19 protein-coding genes are annotated in these 18,953 nt (G+C 30.6%); 12 read left to right on the forward strand and 7 right to left on the reverse strand.

The features are described 5' to 3' along the window. The 9 genes from RMN92_RS06675 to RMN92_RS06715 all read left to right on the forward strand — a co-directional run. Positions 1-1,377, forward strand: a 1,377-nt coding sequence (locus RMN92_RS06675) for a DUF885 domain-containing protein (protein ID WP_309608686.1), incomplete at its 5' end; no start/stop codon positions are given. A 250-nt stretch (positions 1,378-1,627) separates the two neighbouring features. Then, positions 1,628-3,535, forward strand: coding sequence for an acetate--CoA ligase (gene acs / locus RMN92_RS06680; RefSeq protein ID WP_309608687.1), 1,908 nt, complete (start codon positions 1,628-1,630; stop codon positions 3,533-3,535). 90 nt (positions 3,536-3,625) lie between these two features. Continuing rightward, complete coding sequence (locus RMN92_RS06685) at positions 3,626-4,747, forward strand: NAD(P)/FAD-dependent oxidoreductase (RefSeq protein ID WP_309608688.1); 1,122 nt, start codon at positions 3,626-3,628, stop codon at positions 4,745-4,747. A 15-nt stretch (positions 4,748-4,762) separates the two neighbouring features. Beyond that, a complete protein-coding gene (locus RMN92_RS06690; RefSeq protein ID WP_309608689.1) occupies positions 4,763-5,473 on the forward strand; it encodes a methyltransferase domain-containing protein in 711 nt (236 codons plus the stop codon). A gap of 72 nt (positions 5,474-5,545) precedes the next feature. Then, positions 5,546-6,598, forward strand: coding sequence for a type III polyketide synthase (locus RMN92_RS06695; protein ID WP_309608690.1), 1,053 nt, complete (start codon positions 5,546-5,548; stop codon positions 6,596-6,598). A gap of 92 nt (positions 6,599-6,690) precedes the next feature. After that, complete coding sequence (locus RMN92_RS06700; RefSeq protein ID WP_309608691.1) at positions 6,691-7,116, forward strand: hydroxymyristoyl-ACP dehydratase; 426 nt, start codon at positions 6,691-6,693, stop codon at positions 7,114-7,116. A 37-nt stretch (positions 7,117-7,153) separates the two neighbouring features. Then, complete coding sequence (locus tag RMN92_RS06705; protein WP_309608692.1) at positions 7,154-8,428, forward strand: beta-ketoacyl-[acyl-carrier-protein] synthase family protein; 1,275 nt, start codon at positions 7,154-7,156, stop codon at positions 8,426-8,428. Positions 8,429-8,471: 43 nt separating this feature from the next. After that, positions 8,472-8,726, forward strand: coding sequence for an acyl carrier protein (locus RMN92_RS06710; protein ID WP_309608693.1), 255 nt, complete (start codon positions 8,472-8,474; stop codon positions 8,724-8,726). Next, a complete protein-coding gene (locus RMN92_RS06715; protein WP_309608694.1) occupies positions 8,723-9,217 on the forward strand; it encodes a 4'-phosphopantetheinyl transferase superfamily protein in 495 nt (164 codons plus the stop codon). The genes RMN92_RS06710 and RMN92_RS06715 overlap by 4 nt, the downstream gene beginning before the upstream one ends. Here RMN92_RS06715 and RMN92_RS06720 read toward each other — a convergent pair. The 5 genes from RMN92_RS06720 to RMN92_RS06740 all read right to left on the reverse strand — a co-directional run bounded on the left by RMN92_RS06720 (position 9,203) and on the right by RMN92_RS06740 (position 15,600). Continuing rightward, positions 9,203-9,778, reverse strand: a complete 576-nt coding sequence (locus RMN92_RS06720) for a 3'-5' exonuclease (protein ID WP_309608695.1) — start codon at positions 9,776-9,778, stop codon at positions 9,203-9,205. The two genes, RMN92_RS06715 and RMN92_RS06720, sit on opposite strands and share 15 nt — an antisense overlap. A gap of 4 nt (positions 9,779-9,782) precedes the next feature. Continuing rightward, a complete protein-coding gene (locus RMN92_RS06725; protein WP_309608696.1) occupies positions 9,783-11,699 on the reverse strand; it encodes a DUF294 nucleotidyltransferase-like domain-containing protein in 1,917 nt (638 codons plus the stop codon). A 149-nt stretch (positions 11,700-11,848) separates the two neighbouring features. Beyond that, positions 11,849-13,183, reverse strand: a complete 1,335-nt coding sequence (locus tag RMN92_RS06730; RefSeq protein ID WP_309608697.1) for a DEAD/DEAH box helicase — start codon at positions 13,181-13,183, stop codon at positions 11,849-11,851. A 274-nt stretch (positions 13,184-13,457) separates the two neighbouring features. Next, positions 13,458-14,996 carry a DEAD/DEAH box helicase family protein gene (locus RMN92_RS06735; protein WP_309608698.1) on the reverse strand — a complete coding sequence of 513 codons (1,539 nt, stop codon included), beginning with the start codon at positions 14,994-14,996 and terminating at the stop codon, positions 13,458-13,460. Between the two features lie 88 nt (positions 14,997-15,084). Continuing rightward, positions 15,085-15,600: a DUF6155 family protein gene (locus RMN92_RS06740; protein ID WP_309608699.1), complete on the reverse strand. Its 516-nt coding sequence runs from the start codon at positions 15,598-15,600 to the stop codon at positions 15,085-15,087. Positions 15,601-15,701: 101 nt separating this feature from the next. On the opposite strand from RMN92_RS06740, the gene RMN92_RS06745 reads away from it, so the two are divergent. Beyond that, positions 15,702-15,980: a DUF3817 domain-containing protein gene (locus RMN92_RS06745; protein WP_309608700.1), complete on the forward strand. Its 279-nt coding sequence runs from the start codon at positions 15,702-15,704 to the stop codon at positions 15,978-15,980. After that, complete coding sequence (locus tag RMN92_RS06750; protein WP_309608701.1) at positions 15,973-17,235, forward strand: mechanosensitive ion channel domain-containing protein; 1,263 nt, start codon at positions 15,973-15,975, stop codon at positions 17,233-17,235. Before RMN92_RS06745 ends, RMN92_RS06750 begins: the two co-directional genes overlap by 8 nt. A gap of 26 nt (positions 17,236-17,261) precedes the next feature. Here the strand turns inward: RMN92_RS06750 and RMN92_RS06755 are convergent, their stop codons facing one another. Continuing rightward, positions 17,262-17,648 (reverse strand): hotdog domain-containing protein, encoded by a 387-nt coding sequence (locus RMN92_RS06755; protein WP_309608702.1) that lies wholly within the window; start codon positions 17,646-17,648, stop codon positions 17,262-17,264. Positions 17,649-17,853: 205 nt separating this feature from the next. Between RMN92_RS06755 and RMN92_RS06760 the strand changes: the two genes are divergently transcribed. Next, complete coding sequence (locus RMN92_RS06760) at positions 17,854-18,246, forward strand: glyoxalase (RefSeq protein WP_309608703.1); 393 nt, start codon at positions 17,854-17,856, stop codon at positions 18,244-18,246. Between the two features lie 68 nt (positions 18,247-18,314). On the opposite strand, the gene hisIE is transcribed toward RMN92_RS06760, so the two are convergent. Next, positions 18,315-18,914, reverse strand: a complete 600-nt coding sequence (gene hisIE, locus RMN92_RS06765; RefSeq protein ID WP_309608704.1) for a bifunctional phosphoribosyl-AMP cyclohydrolase/phosphoribosyl-ATP diphosphatase HisIE — start codon at positions 18,912-18,914, stop codon at positions 18,315-18,317. Positions 18,915-18,953: the final 39 nt, after the last annotated feature.

An 18,953-nucleotide genomic window follows, 5' to 3' on the forward strand; every position in this document is an offset into this window, starting at 1 on the left:
GAATGGAATCCATCAGAATATAATGTTTGTGGTGCATTTGCAGAAATTCTAAATGGCAATTATGATTCGCTAGACAATCGTTTGAGAAATTTCAATCTCAAAATGAAAAATATTCCTGCCTATTACGAATCTGCAAAATTAAATATTAAAAATCCAACTATCGAGCATACCAAATTGGCTATTGATCAAAATTTAGGCGGTATTTCAGTTTTTGAAAATGATTTAATTAAAGCTTTAGATAGGAGTAAATTACCAGAAAATGAAAAAATTCAAATTAAAGCCAACGCGAAAATTTCTGAAGTTGTTATAACTGATTTTGCAAATTGGTTAAAAAAATTAAACAACAAATCGCCACGTACCTTTAGATTAGGTAAAGATTTGTATACTAAAAAATTCAATTTCGATATTCAATCTAGTTTCACTGCGGATGAAATTTATCAAAAAGCCATTTCACACAAAAAAAATTTACATCAAAAAATGTATACAATTGCCGATAAGCTTTGGATCAAATATTTAGCTTCCACAACAAAACCAAAAGATTCGTTAGAATTAGTCAAGCAAGTAATTGATAAAATTTCATTGCAACACACCACTGCCGACAAGTTTCAATCAGAAATTGAAAAGCAAATTCCTGAGTTAACAGCTTTTGTCAAAGAAAAAAACCTACTTTATATAGATCCTTCAAAACCATTAGTAGTCCGCAAAGAACCAGATTATATGGCTGGAGTAGCTGGAGCATCAATATCTGCGCCAGGACCTTATGATAAAAATGCAAATACATATTATAATGTTGGCAGTATGTCTGGTTGGGAAGCCGCGAGATCAGAAAGTTATTTGCGTGAATACAATGATTATATTTTGCAAATTTTAAATATTCATGAAGCCATTCCTGGACATTATACCCAATTGGTTTACAGCAATCAATCGCCAAGTATTATAAAATCAATTTTTGGAAATGGAGCTATGATAGAAGGTTGGGCAGTTTATACTGAAAAAATGATGCTGGAAAACGGATACAAAAACTCGGACGAAATGTGGCTCATGTATTATAAATGGAATTTAAGAACCACTTGCAATACTATTTTAGACTATAGTGTGCATACCAAAAATATGTCAAAAGATGCAGCCATTGATTTGCTAATACGAGAAGCATTCCAGCAACAAGCTGAAGCCGATGGAAAATGGAATCGAGTAACGCTGTCTCAAGTTCAATTATGCTCTTATTTTACTGGATACACCGAGATTTATGATTTTAGAGAAGAATTAAAATCCAAAGAAAAATCTGATTTCGATTTAAAAAAATTCCATGAGAAATTTTTAGGTTACGGAAGCGCACCAGTAAAATATATTAAACAATTGTATTTAAAAAATGATTAGAATCCTATAAATACCCGAGCAAATAGTAAATAATAATAAATAGAATGATGGTTCCAAGGCATCCGCCTCCCAATTTTTTTGCAGTAAAGCCCGCAATTATAGTTTTGAAAAATCCGTTCATGTAGTTTAAGTATTAAATTATAGAATCACAAATTTGCTGAATGTAGCAGAATTTTTATTACATATTTTAGAAAAAAAATTATATAATTTAAGCTTGTAAAAATTGAATCAAGCAAATAAAAATAAAAAAATGAGTTATTACAAAATTCAAAATCTTGAACAATACTTTAAACACTACAATAAATCAATTCGAGAACCACGAAAATTTTGGGGCAAAATAGCCGAAGAAAATTTTGTATGGTACCAAACATGGGACAAAGTTGTCGATTTTAATATGGCTGAAGCCGAAGTAAAATGGTTCACAGAAGCCAAAGTAAACATAGTAAAAAACTGCATTGACAGGCATTTGGCAAGAAGAGGCAATAAAACAGCTATTATTTTTGAACCCAATAATATTAATGAAGAAGCCCAGCACATTAGCTACAATGATTTACACCAAAGGGTTTGCAAAATGGCCAACGTATTGCGTGAACAAGGAATAAAAAAGGGAGATAGAGTCTGTATCTACTTACCAATGATTCCAGAATTGGCAGTTTCGGTTTTGGCCTGTGCTAGAATTGGAGCCATACATTCTGTTGTGTTCGCAGGATTTTCTGCAACTGCTGTAGCTTCAAGAATTAATGATTCAGAATGCAAAATGGTCGTAACCTCAGATGGTGGTTTTCGCGGAGAAAAAACCATCGATTTAAAAGGAATTATTGATGAAGCTTTAATAAATTGTCCATCTGTAAAAAATGTTTTGGTAGTCAAAAGAACCAACCAATCTATTTTCATGGAAAGTGGTCGAGACCAATGGTTGCAACCGCTTCTTGACAATGCATCAGACAATAATGTAGCAGAAATAATGGATGCAGAAGATCCATTGTTTATACTTTATACTTCTGGTTCCACTGGAAAACCAAAAGGCATGGTACACACAACTGCCGGATATATGGTGTACACAGCCTACACTTTTAAAAATGTTTTTCAACACGAAGAAAATGATATTTTTTGGTGTACAGCAGATATTGGTTGGATTACAGGACATTCTTATATTTTATATGGGCCACTTTTAAACGGCGCCACAACGGTCATGTTTGAAGGAATTCCCTCGTACCCAGACTTTTCACGTTTTTGGGAAGTCATAGAAAAACACAAAATAACCCAGTTTTATACTGCGCCAACCGCAATTCGATCACTCGCAAAAGAAAGCATCGATTTTGTGCAAAAATATCCATTAAAATCCTTGAAAGTCATTGGAACAGTTGGAGAACCTATCAATGAAGAAGCATGGCATTGGTACAATAACCATGTAGGTGGAAAACGATGTCCAGTGGTAGATACTTGGTGGCAAACAGAAACTGGAGGCATCATGATTTCACCAATTGCCTTTGTTACACCAACAAAACCAACTTATGCAACACTTCCTTTGCCTGGAATTCAACCAGTACTCATGGATGAAAAACGCAACGAAATTGAAGGCAACCAAAAGGAGGGAAGCCTGTGTATTAAATTTCCTTGGCCAGCCATGGCAAGAACCATTTGGGGAAATCATCAAAGATTCAAGGACACTTATTTTTCGACATTTCCAGGCAAATATTTCACTGGCGATGGTGCTTTGCGCGATGAAGTTGGTTACTACAGAATAACTGGTCGTGTAGATGACGTTATTATAGTTTCTGGTCATAATTTAGGAACTGCTCCCATAGAAGATGCTATAAATGAGCATCCAGCAGTTTCTGAAAGCGCCATTGTTGGTTTTCCACATGACATAAAAGGAAATGCACTTTATGGTTTTGTAATCCTAAAAGATACAGGAGAAACCAGACATCGGGAACACCTAAAAAAAGAAATTAATCAGCACATTTCAGATCATATTGGACCCATTGCCAAACTTGATAAAATTCAGTTTGTAACAGGTTTACCCAAAACCCGATCTGGAAAAATTATGCGCCGTATTTTAAGAAAAATTGCCGAAGGAGATTTGTCCAATTTTGGCGATATTACTACTTTATTAAATCCAGAAATTGTGGAAGAAATTGTGGAAGGAAAATTGTAATTTTTTAAGTTTAAAATTCATCTATTCTATAAAAAGAAATCGTAATTATGTAAATAATTTAAAGATTCTATGCGTTAAATTTACATTGATATGATTCACAAACAAGTAGCAATTATTGGAGGTGGTTTGGCTGGTTTAATAGCAGCCATTCATTTATCTAAAATTGGAATTAAAGTTATCGTTATAGAAAAAAATACTTTTCCAAAGCATAAAGTTTGTGGCGAATACATTTCCAATGAAGTTTTGCCTTATTTAAGTTGGTTAGATTTGAATATACAAGATTTAAATCCAACAAAAATCTCCAAACTTCAATTTTCAACAGAAAACGGAAAATCAATCAATGCCAAACTTCCTCTTGGTGGTTTTGGAATTAGCAGGTACATTTTAGATGAATATCTTTATAAAAAAGCCATTTCAAATGGATGCGAAATTCTACATGACAATGTTGAAAATGTAGAATTCAATGATGATGAATTCACAATTACAACTGCCGAAAATAATATTTTAAAATCAAAATTGGTCATTGGTGCTTTTGGAAAAAGAAGCAATATCGACCAGAAACTTAATAGAAGTTTCATTCAAAAAAAGTCTCCTTGGCTAGCTGTAAAAGCACATTATTCAGGAAATTTCGCTAATGATTTGGTTGGTTTGCACAATTTTAAAGGTGGCTATTGTGGTATTTCGAAAGTGGAAAACGATAAAATAAATATTTGCTATTTGGCAGATTACGAATCATTTAAATTATATAAAAATGTAGATGATTATCAAAAAAATGTACTGACAAAAAATCCAATTTTAAAGCAAATTTTTGAGAGTTCAACATTAATTTTTGACAAACCAATTACCATAAGCCAAATCTCATTTGAACAAAAAAAAGCAGTGGAAAATCATATTTTAATGATTGGCGATACCGCTGGATTAATTCATCCTTTGTGTGGAAACGGAATGGCAATGGCAATTCACAGCGCGAAAATAGTTTCTGAATTAATAGAAAAATTTTATGGAGACAATATTCAATCCCGAACAAGTTTAGAAAATAGTTATAATATTCAATGGAATTTTAATTTTAAAAATCGATTAAGAACAGGAAGATTTTTGTCTAATGTTTTACAAAAAACAAAATTATCTAAGTTTTTGATGCAATTAATAATCATATTTCCATTTCTATTGCCAATGATTATTAAAAAAACACATGGAAATCCAATCCAATAAAATTTTAATCAATAAATGAAAATAAATACAAAATTCCGTACTAATGATCCTGAAATTATGGATGATTTTGCCATGGAAGGAGAAATATTGCGTGAAGCATTGGATAAAATAGCAAAAATCAACCAACTTTTGGGAGGAAACCAGCTAACTTTACAAGGCGTTCAAGAATTGATTCATAGTATCGATAAATCTCAAATTATAACAATTGTAGATGTTGGTTGTGGCAATGGTGATATGTTGAGAAAATTGGCCGATTTTGGATTTCAAAATAACTATAATTTCAATTTAATTGGAATTGACGCTAATAATTTCACCATCAATTATGCTCAAAAATTATCTGAAAGTTATTCAAATATAAGTTATCAATGTGAAGATATTTTTAGTATTGCTTTTGATAATTTGAAATACGATATTGTACTATGCACATTGACATTGCATCATTTTAAAGACAATGAAATTGAAAATTTACTGAAAGTATTTTATAATAATTCTAGAATTGGAATTGTAATCAATGATTTGCATCGAAATATTATTTCGTACAGATTATTTCAAGTTTTATGCTTTGTTTTCGGCTTAAATAAAATGTCAAAACAAGACGGTCTTACATCAATTTTACGTGGTTTCAAAAAGGAAGAATTAATTAATTTTTCAAAAAAAATGAATTTAAAAAAATATACTATTCAATGGAAATGGGGGTTTCGTTACCAATGGATAATAATAAAATAAAATAGACTTTAGAATATTTAAAATTAATTTTTGAAATTGATTTTGAAATTGTTATTGAAATTGTTATTAAATATGAGTGTAAAAATAATATCCGTTGCCAAGCAACTACCAAAATATTCAAGAACGACCGAAGAAATAATTCCCTTTTTAGACCATTGGCTTATTGATCAGGACGAGCGATTTATCCGAAAAGTAAAGAAAATTTTTGAAGGAGCTGCTGTCGATAAACGCTATTCTATAATGGATCCAATTGAAGTATTTACGAAAACTTCTTTTCAGGAAAGAAACGATATTTATGTTCGTGAAGTGATTGATTTGGGTGAAAAAGTTTTGGCTAAAACGCTTCAAAAAGCCAATTGGAATCCAGAAACTTTGGATTATATCATCACAGTAAGTTGCACTGGAATTATGATTCCATCGTTGGATGCCTATTTGATAAATTCTTTAAAATTACGCCAAGATATTGTACGTTTACCCGTTACCGAAATGGGTTGTGCAGCTGGAATCTCAGGAATAATCTATGCAAGAAATTTTTTGAAGGCCAACCCCAACAAAAGAGCAGCTGTTATCGCGGTAGAAAGTCCAACGGCAACCTTTCAACTAGACGATTTTTCAATGGCAAACATTGTGAGTGCTGCAATTTTTGGAGATGGAGCAGCCTGTGTTTTGCTTTCGTCTTATGAAAATGATGAAGGTCCTGAAATTCTTGCGGACGAAATGTATCATTTTTATGACAATATAGATATGATGGGTTTTAAACTCACCAATTCGGGCTTACAAATGGTTTTGGATGTGGAAGTTCCAGAAACCATTGCGAATCATTTCCCAAATATTATCCATCCGTTTTTGGAGAAAAATAATTTAAAAATTAATGATATTGATCATTTAATTTTTCATCCTGGTGGAAAAAAAATAATCACTACCGTAGAAAATTTATTTTTAGACTTGGGAAAAAATATTAATGTAACGAAAGAAATTTTAAGATTATACGGCAATATGTCGAGCGCAACAGTCTTGTATGTTTTAGAGCAAATAATGGAAAATCAACCCAAAAAAGGCGAAAAAGGTCTGATGCTTAGTTTCGGACCAGGCTTTTCAGCACAAAGAGTTTTATTAGAATTTTAAAATATATTACTACAGATTCAGAGATTTTTTTAAATAAATTTGTGAATATTAGATTAATAATTTGTAAAATCAGTGAATCTGTGGCGAAAACTATGTCAAATCAAGAAATTATATTAAAATTACCGTATTCAAAACCATTTTTATTTGTTGATAAAATTATCAATATCAACGAAAATGAAGTAGAAGGTTGTTACACATTTAGTGAAGATTTGGATTTTTATAAAGGTCATTTTAAACACAATCCGATTACTCCAGGCGTTATTCTAATTGAAACAATGGCGCAAATTGGTTTGGTTTGTTTGGGAATTTATTTGATGAAAGATGAAAGCAAAAGTTTTAATTTTGCATTAACATCATCTGAAATTGAATTTTTAAAACCTGTTTTTCCTAATGAAAAAGTAACAGTTTTTTCTGAAAAAGTATATTTCCGATTTGGGAAATTAAAATGTAAAGTCAAAATGTTAAATGCTAAAAATGAAGAAGTTTGTTATGGTACAATTTCAGGAATGGTAATTTAATTTGGAATGAGATTGCTTCGTTCCTCGCAATGACAAAATGAGAAATAGAGTTGTAATCACTGGTCTTGGCGTTGTCGCTCCAAATGGAGTAGGACTTGATGCGTTTACAAATGCCATAAAAAGCGGAATTTCAGGTATCAAACATGATGCAGAACTCGAAAGATTGCAATTTTCTTGTCAAATAGCTGGAAAACCAAAAATTTCAAGCGAATTATCATTACAATATTTTACAGAATTGGAATTGCGAAATTTTAATTCCACTGGAATATTATATGGAGTTATCGCTGGAATTGATGCATGGAAAGATGCTGGATTATCTTTAGAAATTCAAGAAAATCCAGATTGGGATTCTGGTACCATTTTCGGAACAGGAACCTCAGGAATAGATAAATTTCGTGAAAGTATTTATAAAATTGATGATTTGCAAACCCGTAGATTGGGAAGTACAGCCGTGGCACAGACTATGAACAGTGGCGTAAGCGCTTATTTAGGTGGAAAATTAGGATTAGGGAATCAAGTCACCACCAATTCATCTGCTTGTACCACAGGAACAGAAAGTATTTTAATGGCTTACGAACGCATAAAATCTGGGCAAGCCAAACGTATTTTGGCGGGTAGCACTTCAGATTCTGGACCTTATATTTGGGGTGGTTTTGATGCTATGAAAGTATGTACTTTTAAACACAATCATGAACCAGAAAAAGGTTCAAGACCAATGTCGGCTTCGGCTTCGGGCTTTGTTCCTGGAAGTGGCGCAGGCGCATTTGTAATTGAAGATTTAGAAACAGCATTGGCTCGCGGTGCCAAAATTTATGCAGAAATTTTAGGTGGAAATATTAATTCTGGTGGGCAACGAGGATTGGGAACCATGACAGCGCCAAATCCAGTTGCGGTTCAGAAATGTATTGAAAATGCCATTCAAAATTCAGGAATTTCTTCAAATGATATCGATGCAATCAACGGACATTTAACAGCGACATCAAAAGATAGTTTAGAAATTGAAAATTGGACAAAGGCTTTAAGTAGGAGTGGAGCAAATTTCCCATTTATAAACTCGCTAAAATCAATGGTTGGGCATTGCCTTTCAGCCGCTGGAAGTATCGAAAGTGTGGCATCAATTTTGCAAATTTATGATAATTTTATTTTCCCAAATATAAATTGTGAAGATTTAAATCCTGAAATTACAAATTTGATTGATAAATCAAGAATCCCACAAGAACTCATTCAACAGGAAGTCAAGATTGTTGCCAAAGCTAGTTTTGGTTTCGGTGACGTGAATGGTTGTGTAATTTTTAGTAAATTTAAAAATTAGAAAAATATAATAACTTAGTAATTCAAATACAATCAACTTTAAAATGACTAAAACAGAAATAATAGAAAAACTTAAATCAATCGTAAAACCCTATATTAAAAATCAAGAAGCTTTTGATAATCTGAATGAAAATACAGATTTTATAAATGATTTACAAATTAATTCGGCCAATTTGGTTGATGTAGTTCTTGATATTGAAGAAATATTTGATATCAATATCGACAATGAATCCATGGAAAAAATGCTTGATGTGAAATCTGCATTGATAATTATAGAAGCAAAATTATCTGAAAAATGATTGGTAATGATATTATTGATTTACGATTGGCAAGAATTGAAAGCAATTGGAGACGGAAAGGTTTTCTAGATAAAATTTTTACTGAAAATGAGCAACTTTTAATTCAAAATTCTATTAATCAAGATATTATGGTTTGGAATTTATGGAGTAGGAAAGAGGCTAGTTACAAAATTTACAATCGTGAAACAGGAATTAGAAGTTTTAATCCAATTCAATTTGAATGTTTTGGTGTTGATTTAAAAATGGGTTGGGTAAATTTTAAAAATGAACAGTATTTTACAAAAACACAAATTTCAAAACATTTTATTCATACAATTTCTGTTTTAAAAAAAAGTGATTTAAAAAAAATTAAAATTTTAAAAAAATCTACAGAAATTACAAAAGAAAATAACATTCCATTTTACTTTAACGAAAAGTTGAATTCATTATTTCCAATATCTAAAAGTCACCATGGGAATTTTGAAAAAATCATATGTTTAAATAATTCCTAATTTACTTTTTAATTTTAAAAAGAGTAATGCTATCGAGAAGGCTTCATCTGGGGTAGATACTTTAGCTTTTGGGATTTTGTAAAATGAAACCAATTCATCTAGAGAGAAAGATTTGTCATCATTCAAATCATGAAGTTTTTTGTACATAATTTCGATGTCAAACGCTTCGTTTTTTAAACGACCACAGTCAATTTTGTCTAAAGCATTATTTATAATTTCTACATCGAAATAAATTCTATGACCAATTAAAATAGCGTTTTCTATGTAATTTAGAAATAATTCCAAAGCTTCAATTTCCTCTTTTTTAGCTGTTGGAATTGATGAACTTTGTTCAGAAGTATCACTTTGTGATATATTTATTTCGAAATTATTGCCAATAGATATAGTATTATTTACAATTGAAATGGCGGCAATTGATAAAATTGAATCTTTTTCGGAATCAAGACCAGTTGTTTCAAGTGCAATTGAAACATATCGATTTGACTTTTCTTCAAAGGTTAAAAGATATTTTTTCCAGAATTCTGGATATTTTTTATTTATATTTTTAATCCATCCAATCATAAAACTAAGAGAATTTTGTTAATTGAAATTTGTCTTTAATTAATTCTTCCAATTCGCGCATTGGAGCTAGAGCGTTTTTTAAACTTTCTTTATCAGCTTTAGAAAATTCATCTAAATTTAAATATTGACCAGAATTGTCATTCTTTAAACCTTCTAAAGTTCGAAATTTTGACAATTTGATAAATGCTTCTGCACAGTCTAAATAGATTTCTGCCGATTTTGGATCCTCAATAGCCAATTGTTTGAATCTGAGATATGTATTGTTAATTCCTCTTACATTAAAACTCAAAATCAATAATCTAGCAGCATCAATAAGTGGTAGAAGCGCTTTGGTTTTAATATCAAATTTTCCTTTATTTTCTCCGTCATCTTCTACATTAAATTTTTTGAAAAAGTTAATTGGAGCTGGTTTTTTTAAGGTATCATTCCCTAAAAAATCAAAAAATAAAATATTATTTTTTGTGTTCTTAAAAATATTTTCAGTGATTATGTCTTCAATATTTTGATCACCAAAAGCCATTTCATAATCAAAAAAATGTGTTCCAATTTCATTTGAATTTTCACCTGGAGTATTTATCCAACTATTATATTGTTTTATCCAATCAGTCAAGGATTTACACCAATTAAAATTACTTTCAATATAACCATTTTTACTAATATTGAAACCAGATTGTTCAATTAAAACAGTGGTTTTTTGTGCCAGTCTCATAAAATAATCTTTCACATCATAATATTTCTCATCTACCACATCTTCAAAAACCAAAATACTATCTTGATTGGTCAAGAGAATTTGTTCTTTACGACCTTGGCTACCCACGCACAACCACGCAAATCGAGCAGGTGGAGAGCCCAATTCTAAAATTATAAGTTCAACACACCTTTTTACTATTGTCAAAGTAATTTCTCCAGCAACAGTATTTATATGTGTTAATGGTAAATTTTTTGAGATGGAAGACTGTATTATTTCAGTTAAATTTTGTCTAACTTGTCTCAATTCTGCAGAAGTATGCGCGTTTTTTATTTTTTTTAATAACACGCCAGGGTTGTTTGCTTGAGCCAATATTAAATCGTGTTCGGATATAACACCTTTAATTTCAGATTTTTCGGTACCATCTAAAGTTACACACAAATGCGAAACTTCGTTTTTTAACATCAAAAGTTGTGCTTCATTTACAGTAATACTTTCAGAAACTGTGGTTACTGGAGAATGCATCAAATTATAAATTTTTGCGTTTATTTCAAACTTACCTGTAGCAATTTTTAATCTGAAATCTGAATCTGAGACTATTCCAATTGGAAAATTATTCTCTACAATTAACGCGTTATTATGCAAATTTTCAGACATTGATATAGCAACATCTTTTACCGTAGTATTCGGTGAGAATTGAAGTGGCTTTTTATTATAGCTTAATGATTGAAAATAGGACACATCGGTTTGATTATCAGAAAAAATCATGTTGCTATTGACAATTTTATCTGTATTATCCTTATCCAATGCACCTTTGGTATTGGTTGAAAAACTCTCCAATAAGAAATTTAAAATTTCTGAGTTTTGTGCTAGATATGGTCTGAATACATCAATAGGAATAGCATAAATTATGCTTTCTTCTCTAGCTTTGGCGTTCATTTGGTAATTGTTTTTGGCAAAAAACGGACGTAGACCAAAAATATCACCAACGTAGCATTTATTTAATAAAACTTCCTCAGAATCAGAAATTACAGTTAAGTGGACAACACCCGAATTTAATACATAAAAACTATCGTGCAATTGATCGTTTATTTGAAATAAAGATTTGTCTTTTTCTAAATTTAAAACCTTAACAGAATTTGAAATTTCTATCAAATCAGCAAAGTTTAAATATACAAAAGGTTGGAAATCTTTTAAAAATTCAGCTACACGTACAGCAATAGAGTTGTTCATTTACACTTTTTTATTAGCCTGTAAAAATAGTCACAAATTCTGTAAGATAAAAATGTTCTTTCGAAATTTTCTATTTTACATAATATAAATTATAGTTCAAATATAATACAAAGTTTTAAGTTGTTATAAATTGGGGATTTATAGTAAAATCAATGTTCTTTTACTTTCTTTTCAACTTTATTATTTTCAGTTTTATTTTGTAAAAAATAATTGGCTATCAATTTTTCAACTAGTTCATCTTTAGTTAGATGATGAAAAACCGTTTTAATTTTATCTTTTAAATCAATTGAAATTTCATGGTTTGGCTTGGTTTTGAATATTTTTTTTGACCATAAATAAGCATTGTTTTCTTCAACGCTTTCTCGTTTTGGCTTTTGAAATTTTTCAAATTTAATTCCCAACGCTTTTTCAAATGCTGGAATTTCTTGAACTTCTTCTTGTTGTAAAATTGTTAACGATAATCCTTCTGCACCAGCTCTAGCGGTACGACCACTTCTGTGAACATAGGTTTCGTAAACATCTGGCAAATGATAATTTACTACATATGATATGGCAGAAACGTCAATTCCTCGTGCTGCCAAATCGGTTGCGACCAAAATATTAATATGCCCAGCTCTAAATTGATCCATTATTCTGTCTCTTATGGGTTGTGTCAAACTACCATGAATGGCACCTGATGAAAATCGATTAATGGCTAAATTTTTTGCTAATTTATTTACCGCAGCTTTTGTTTTACAGAAAATAATACCACGTTCTCCTTCTTTTGATGATAGAAAATGTGTTAAAACGTCCAATTTTTCAATAGGATCTACTACAATATACTGGTGGTTTATGGCCAAATTTCCAACTATTTCCATATTGACACTTACTGTTGTCATTTTTTTTGACATGTAATTTTGTATCAATTGTTTCACTGTGCCTGGCATGGTTGCAGAAAATAACCAAGTTTTTCTGGTTTTTGGCAAATGTGAAACTATTTCTTCTAATCCTTCTTTTAAAGCTGTAGCCATTTCATCTGCTTCATCAAGAATTAAATAATTGGTTTCTTTAATGTTTATAGCATTTCGCTTTATTAAATCGATTAATCTTCCCGGAGTTGCAACTATTATATGTGTGGTTTCCTTTAAACGTTCTATTTGCGGTTTAATTGGAACGCCACCACAAACAGAAGCAATAGAAACATTAGACAAATATTTTGCAAAACTTTCTAAATTATTAAAAATTTGGTTGCCTAATTCTCTTGTTGGAACCAAAATAATGGCTTGTATGTTTGGATTTTCAATATCTATTAATTGCAATAACGGCAAACCAAAAGCAGCTGTTTTTCCAGTTCCTGTTTTTGCCAATCCAATAAAATCCTCTTGACTTGAAAGTAAAACGGGTATCGTTTTTTGTTGAATTTCGGTAGGGATTTCAATTTTTAAATCTGATAATGCTTTTATTATGTGTTGGTTGATTCCTAAATTGGAGAATTGTGTGGACATTTTTTATTGATTATTGGATTGTTCGATGGTTAGACGATTAATTAATATTTAAACAAATAATTAATCTTTGAAAATAATATGACACTGCAAATATATTGCTATTTTGGAGCTTGTCCCTTTATATTGCGATTTTTAGCCCAGATAGAAGCGAAAATCCTTTGGTTGGAAAAGCATTTTTTTCTGACTAAAAATAACGACCAAAGGAAGTTAATTTTTAGGCATTGAAAAAAAGGTTTTTGCAATCAAAGATTGTAGCGAATAGCTGGAATAGCTCCTAATCTTCTTCGGCAAATATTTTTTCTCTGTATTTTTTGCCTATTAAAAGCAATAATTTTACTTTATAATCTTCCACCAACCATTCCCGATAATTTTTGCTACACTGGCTTAAACATTTGGTGTAACGTTTCATGCGGCATTCTATATCATCAATTAATTCTTTGGATAAATTTTTTGCTTCGATTAATTCTTCGGTATTGTCAACACACATAGCGGCGTGCTGTTCCAACGATTTTTCGATGACCACTTTTGAGCGTAGATTCAACGAAATGGCCAGTTTGTGTTCGGCATCTACATCAAAAGTTACGATTTGGGTTTTCGGAAATTTCGCTCGCAATTCAGGCGGCATTTCGTATTTGAAATGGGTTTCTATTTCAGCATCTTCACGAAGATTGTCCAAATAATATTCTGGTGATTTAAAAATATGTTGCCAATCGACATTTTGACTCCAAAGCCCAAAACGCGCAGCATTATTGCCTAAATCTATGATTGTAAAATCGTTTTTATGGGGCAATTTCCTAGATCCACGACCAATCATTTGGAAATATAATGTCAATGATTTTGTGGCTCGATTAATGATAATGGTTTCCACTGTAGGTTCGTCAAAGCCAGTGGTTAGTATACCTACGGAAGTAAGAATTGCATCGGGCGTTTTTTTGAACCACAATAAAATATCTTTTCTGTCTTCGGCAGAAGTTGTATTATCTAAGTGTTTTATAGGATATTTGGCTTCCTTGAAAGTTTCGTATACATATAAAGAAGTATTGATCCCATTATTGAAAATTAGTGTTTTTTTGCCTTTCGATTTTTCTTCGTATGAATGCAATAATTTGTTTTGCATTTCAAGTTGCGAGTACAATTCATCTGAAGATTTTATGGTATAATCGCCATTGATTCCTATTTTCAAACTAGACAACCCCACATCGTAACTGTAAGTATTTGCTTTGGCTAAAAATCCGTTTTCAATGAGTTTATTTATTGGATCACCAACAATAAGTTCCTTGTAATTTTCGTACATTGGAAGCTTAATATTGGAGCTTAAAGGTGTTGCTGTAACCCCGAGAATAAAAGAATTTTTAAACATTCCGAGTAATTTCCTGAATGAATTATAATGCGCTTCATCAATAATTACTAATCCAATATTATCGATGATAAGTTTCTCATCATTAAGTCTGTTTTTTAAAGTTTCTACCATGGCGACGAAGCACGAATACTCGTTTTGATCTGGTAGTTCTTTAATTTTTGAATTGATAATTTTGTTTTTTACGTCAAAACCTTTAAGCATTTTTGAAGTTTGCTTGCAAAGCTCGATTCTATGCGTAAGTACTACTACTTTCTTATCGTAGGTTTCAAGATAACGACGTACAATTTCTGAAAAAATAACTGTTTTTCCACCGCCAGTTGGCAATTGGTATAATAAATGAAAATTTTTCTCAACATTTTCCATTTTAGTGAAAATGGCATTTATGTCACGAATTTGATAGTCGTAAAGTATTTTTTTCTCTTCAATTTCGTGTTCAATGTCGTTTTGATACATACTTTATAATCCTCAATTTTTATCGGATTTTGCAAAAGTACGTCATAAAAAGGGTTTAATACTAATTTAAATGATAAAAGAAAAAAAATCAATAATTAAATCTTTCAACGACAGCATTAAACTCGAACGCATTTATCCAGTTTTGAGCTATCGTTTTGTTTTTAATAGCCACTACTCTATTTTCAAATTCATTCAAAATGGCTTTTTCAATTAAAAAACTAACGGCTTGGTTAAATGAAGTAAACATACTTTTGTAAAACAATTCATTGCCAATAGGCCTTTCTGCCGAAAGTATTTGTGCAATTTCAATATTGTACAACATAATTTCTGCGATAACATAAGAATCAACTCCCAGTTGGATAAAATGTTTGATGTATTTTTGGGCGACAGATCTTCGCATTTTGGGTCTTTTGGCACGTTGCGGAAAATATTCGTTGGAAATTTTAAGCTTTGCGTCCTTAAGTAAATTATTTTCGTTTGGGTTAAAAACAAAGTTGTAATATGTTTTTACTGGAATAAATTTATCGTATAATTCGATTATTTGTTCTTCAAGTTGCTCTTTATTTAATTCTGAAATATATTTCTTTAAATCGCGTTTGCTCATAATTCTTAAGATCTTACTGCAAATATAAATTACTTTGGGTTTTGATACAGTAATTATCGTTGATAATTCTTAAATTTGCATTAAAATTAAAACAAAAACAAATGCTTAAGGTTTTCAAAATTGTTGCTATTATTGAAGGAATATCTGCTTTATTACTATTTTTTTTCGCCATGCCAATGAAATATATTTTTGATAATCCAATTTTTGTAAAACATATAGGAATGGCCCACGGTGTTTTTTTTACAGTTTATATAATTTTTGCTTCTGTATTAAAATTTACTCAAAAATGGAATTTCCTTAAATATTTAGAAATTTGTCTAGCTTCGATTCCTCCGTTTGGTACATTTTACATCGAAAAAAAATACTTAAGACATGCTTAAATTGACACAAAATATTTTTGGTTGGTGCGACAAGTTTTTAATCAAATTAGGTTTTAACGAAACTATTGCTGCTTATTTAGGATTGATTGTAAATATTGCAATTTTATATGTTATTTCATATATAATTTATACCGTTTTCAGGTTTATACTCGTAACAATTATGGCTATTGTTGCCAGAAGAACCAAAACAAAATTCGATGATTTGTTGGTTTCTAGTGATACTGCAAAATACATCTCATTATTGATACCTTTGGTATATGTTTATAAATCTGTGCCCATTATTTTAAAAGATTTTAATTCTTGGGAAGCAATTTTCGGAAAACTAGTTGGAATATACATTATTTTGTTGCTTTTATGGATTATTAGAACCATTTTCAATGCTTTGCGCGATCACCTGAAAACCATTCCTGCATACAGCGACAAACCTATAGATAGCTATATTCAAGTCATTATGATAATTCTGTGGGTTTTAGGAATTACTATAATTATTGCCAAATTATTTGACTTAAATTCAGATAAAATTCTTTCCATATTAGGAGCTATTTCAGCTTTAATTATTTTAATTTTTAGAGATACAATACTCGGTTTTGTAGCAAGCGTTCAAGTTACTGTTAACGATATGGTTCGGATTGGTGATTGGATAACAATGGATAAATTTGGTGCCGATGGCGATGTTATCGAAATAAATTTGGCAACTGTAAAGGTTAAAAATTTTGATAATACAACAACAACTATTCCAACTTACAGCTTAATTTCTGATAGTTTTAGGAACTGGCGTGGTATGATAAATGCTGATGGTCGAAGAATAAAACGTCATGTTCTAATAAAATCAACGAGTATTCGATTTATTCGAGAAGAAGAATTGGAAGATTTTAAACAAATTCAGTTGATTAAAACTTATATAGAAAAAAAACAAGTTGATATTTCAAAGCACAATCAAATGCATCAAATTGATAAATCACTCTCGGTGAATGGCAGAAACTTGACCAATTTTGGATTATTTAGAAAATATTTGACCAATTATCTTGAAAATTACCCTGGTTTAAATAAAGATATGATATTGCTATGTAGACACCTACAACCTACATCGCAAGGAATTCCATTGGAGATTTATGTTTTTACAAAAGACAAAAGATTTGAAAACTACGAATATATAATGAGTGATATTTTCGATCATGTATTGGCCTCGGTAGTTTATTTTGATTTGGAAATTTTCGAAATGCCATCAAGTAAAAATAGTTTGACAGAAGCTTAATTTATTTATAATGAATTACTTGTCAATTATTTAATCCTATTTCTAACATATTCAATTTCAGTTTTTCCGTGCGCTTTTGGCTTGCCGTCATCTCCTAAACTTACCATTGTTATCGAATCTATTGTGATAATTCTCTCACGGGTCATAATATTTCTAGCTTCGCATTTTAGAGTTAAAGAAGAATTTCCAAACTTAACCACATCAATACCAATTTCGATAATATCACCTTGTTTTGCTGAGCTTAAAAAGTTAATTTCCGACATGTGCTTGGTTACGATTCTAGAATTTTCGAGTTGTACAATCGAATATAGAGCCAATTCTTCGTCAATCCAAGCCAATAATTGTCCGCCAAAAAGTGTATGATTTGGATTTAAATCCTGTGGTTTTACCCATTTTCTAGTATGGAATCTCATATTATAAATTTTTTAAAAGCTTTTGCTATAATTTCTTGACGATCAAAAGCTAAATTAGGCAATTCGTTTATAGAAAACCATACAATAGCTGTAACAAATATTTATGAGTATTCCATAAATTATGTTTTCAACACTAAATTATTAATAACTTTTCGGAATCCACAATTTTTTAAACATCAATATTATTAACTTTAAATAAAAACAAATGGAAAATCGTGATTCAGATATATTTGATTTAAGAGGTGGCGCTTTAGGAATTGTTACTCCACAATCATCAGCCGAAGAAGCTTTTCAAAACATCACATTGCGACCTATATTAAAGTTGCAAAATGATTTATTTATTCAAGTTTTTATCAATTATGCAATAAAACAAAAAAGCGCTTTTTTTGCACTCACTGTAGATAAGAAACTGAATTATATCGAAAACGCTATTCATCGAGATATTAAGTTTAGAAATTTATTGAAGGGAATGATTATTGGTTTTTTTACGGTAAATGAGTTTCAAGAATACATCAAAAACTCTTCAAACTTAAACAAAAGGATGATGAATTTATTGATTGAAAGATTAAAAAGTCAATTGCAACTAATAAACAATTGAATCTTAGTTTTTACCGCTAATTCGCTAATTATTGAACAAAAAATTGTCGAATTTGCGGTAATTACTTTTTACTTTTCTCTATTTTCCAAAACACTTACTACATCTTGCATTGTAAAACCTTTGGCTTGTAATAAAATTAAATAATGAAACAACAAATCGGCACTTTCATCAAGAAATAAATTATCATTATTGTCTTTGGCTTCAATAACCACTTCAATAGCCTCTTCACCAACTTTTTGAGCAATTTTATTAATGCCTTTTTCAAATAAACTAGCCACATAGCTTTTATCCGAAGTTGCATTTTCTTTTCGTTCTTGGATGGTTTTTTCTAATTTTGAAATAAATCCATATTCCTGATTGTTAGATTCTTGCCAGCAATTATCTGAACCTTTATGACAAGTTGGTCCATTGGGATTTACTTTTACTAATAGTGTATCGTTGTCGCAATCTACTTTTATATCGACTAGATTTAAAAAGTTGCCACTTTCCTCTCCTTTTGTCCATAATCTATTTTTTGAACGACTAAAAAAAGTAACTTTTTTAGTTTCTAAAGTTTTAGTATAGGCTTCCTCATTCATATAACCCAACATCAAAACTGTTTTGGTTTTTGCATCTTGAATAATTGCGGGAATTAATGCGTCGGGATTTTTAGTATAATCTATTTTCATTTTATTTATTTTCTGTTAGACCTGACAGGTTTTTAAAAC

Origin of the sequence: Flavobacterium sp. (assembly GCF_031363805.1) — a bacterium.
In the GTDB taxonomy this organism is placed as follows: Bacteria; Bacteroidota; Bacteroidia; order Flavobacteriales; family Flavobacteriaceae; genus Flavobacterium.

Coding starts and splice junctions, on each gene's coding strand:
- acs (WP_309608687.1), top strand. CDS start 1,628: ATGAGTTATTACAAAATTCAAAATCTTGAACAATACTTTAAACACTAC.
- RMN92_RS06685 (WP_309608688.1), top strand. CDS start 3,626: ATGATTCACAAACAAGTAGCAATTATTGGAGGTGGTTTGGCTGGTTTA.
- RMN92_RS06690 (WP_309608689.1), top strand. CDS start 4,763: ATGAAAATAAATACAAAATTCCGTACTAATGATCCTGAAATTATGGAT.
- RMN92_RS06695 (WP_309608690.1), top strand. CDS start 5,546: ATGAGTGTAAAAATAATATCCGTTGCCAAGCAACTACCAAAATATTCA.
- RMN92_RS06700 (WP_309608691.1), top strand. CDS start 6,691: ATGTCAAATCAAGAAATTATATTAAAATTACCGTATTCAAAACCATTT.
- RMN92_RS06705 (WP_309608692.1), top strand. CDS start 7,154: ATGAGAAATAGAGTTGTAATCACTGGTCTTGGCGTTGTCGCTCCAAAT.
- RMN92_RS06710 (WP_309608693.1), top strand. CDS start 8,472: ATGACTAAAACAGAAATAATAGAAAAACTTAAATCAATCGTAAAACCC.
- RMN92_RS06715 (WP_309608694.1), top strand. CDS start 8,723: ATGATTGGTAATGATATTATTGATTTACGATTGGCAAGAATTGAAAGC.
- RMN92_RS06720 (WP_309608695.1), bottom strand. CDS start 9,778: ATGATTGGATGGATTAAAAATATAAATAAAAAATATCCAGAATTCTGG.
- RMN92_RS06725 (WP_309608696.1), bottom strand. CDS start 11,699: ATGAACAACTCTATTGCTGTACGTGTAGCTGAATTTTTAAAAGATTTC.
- RMN92_RS06730 (WP_309608697.1), bottom strand. CDS start 13,183: ATGTCCACACAATTCTCCAATTTAGGAATCAACCAACACATAATAAAA.
- RMN92_RS06735 (WP_309608698.1), bottom strand. CDS start 14,996: ATGTATCAAAACGACATTGAACACGAAATTGAAGAGAAAAAAATACTT.
- RMN92_RS06740 (WP_309608699.1), bottom strand. CDS start 15,600: ATGAGCAAACGCGATTTAAAGAAATATATTTCAGAATTAAATAAAGAG.
- RMN92_RS06745 (WP_309608700.1), top strand. CDS start 15,702: ATGCTTAAGGTTTTCAAAATTGTTGCTATTATTGAAGGAATATCTGCT.
- RMN92_RS06750 (WP_309608701.1), top strand. CDS start 15,973: ATGCTTAAATTGACACAAAATATTTTTGGTTGGTGCGACAAGTTTTTA.
- RMN92_RS06755 (WP_309608702.1), bottom strand. CDS start 17,648: ATGAGATTCCATACTAGAAAATGGGTAAAACCACAGGATTTAAATCCA.
- RMN92_RS06760 (WP_309608703.1), top strand. CDS start 17,854: ATGGAAAATCGTGATTCAGATATATTTGATTTAAGAGGTGGCGCTTTA.
- hisIE (WP_309608704.1), bottom strand. CDS start 18,914: ATGAAAATAGATTATACTAAAAATCCCGACGCATTAATTCCCGCAATT.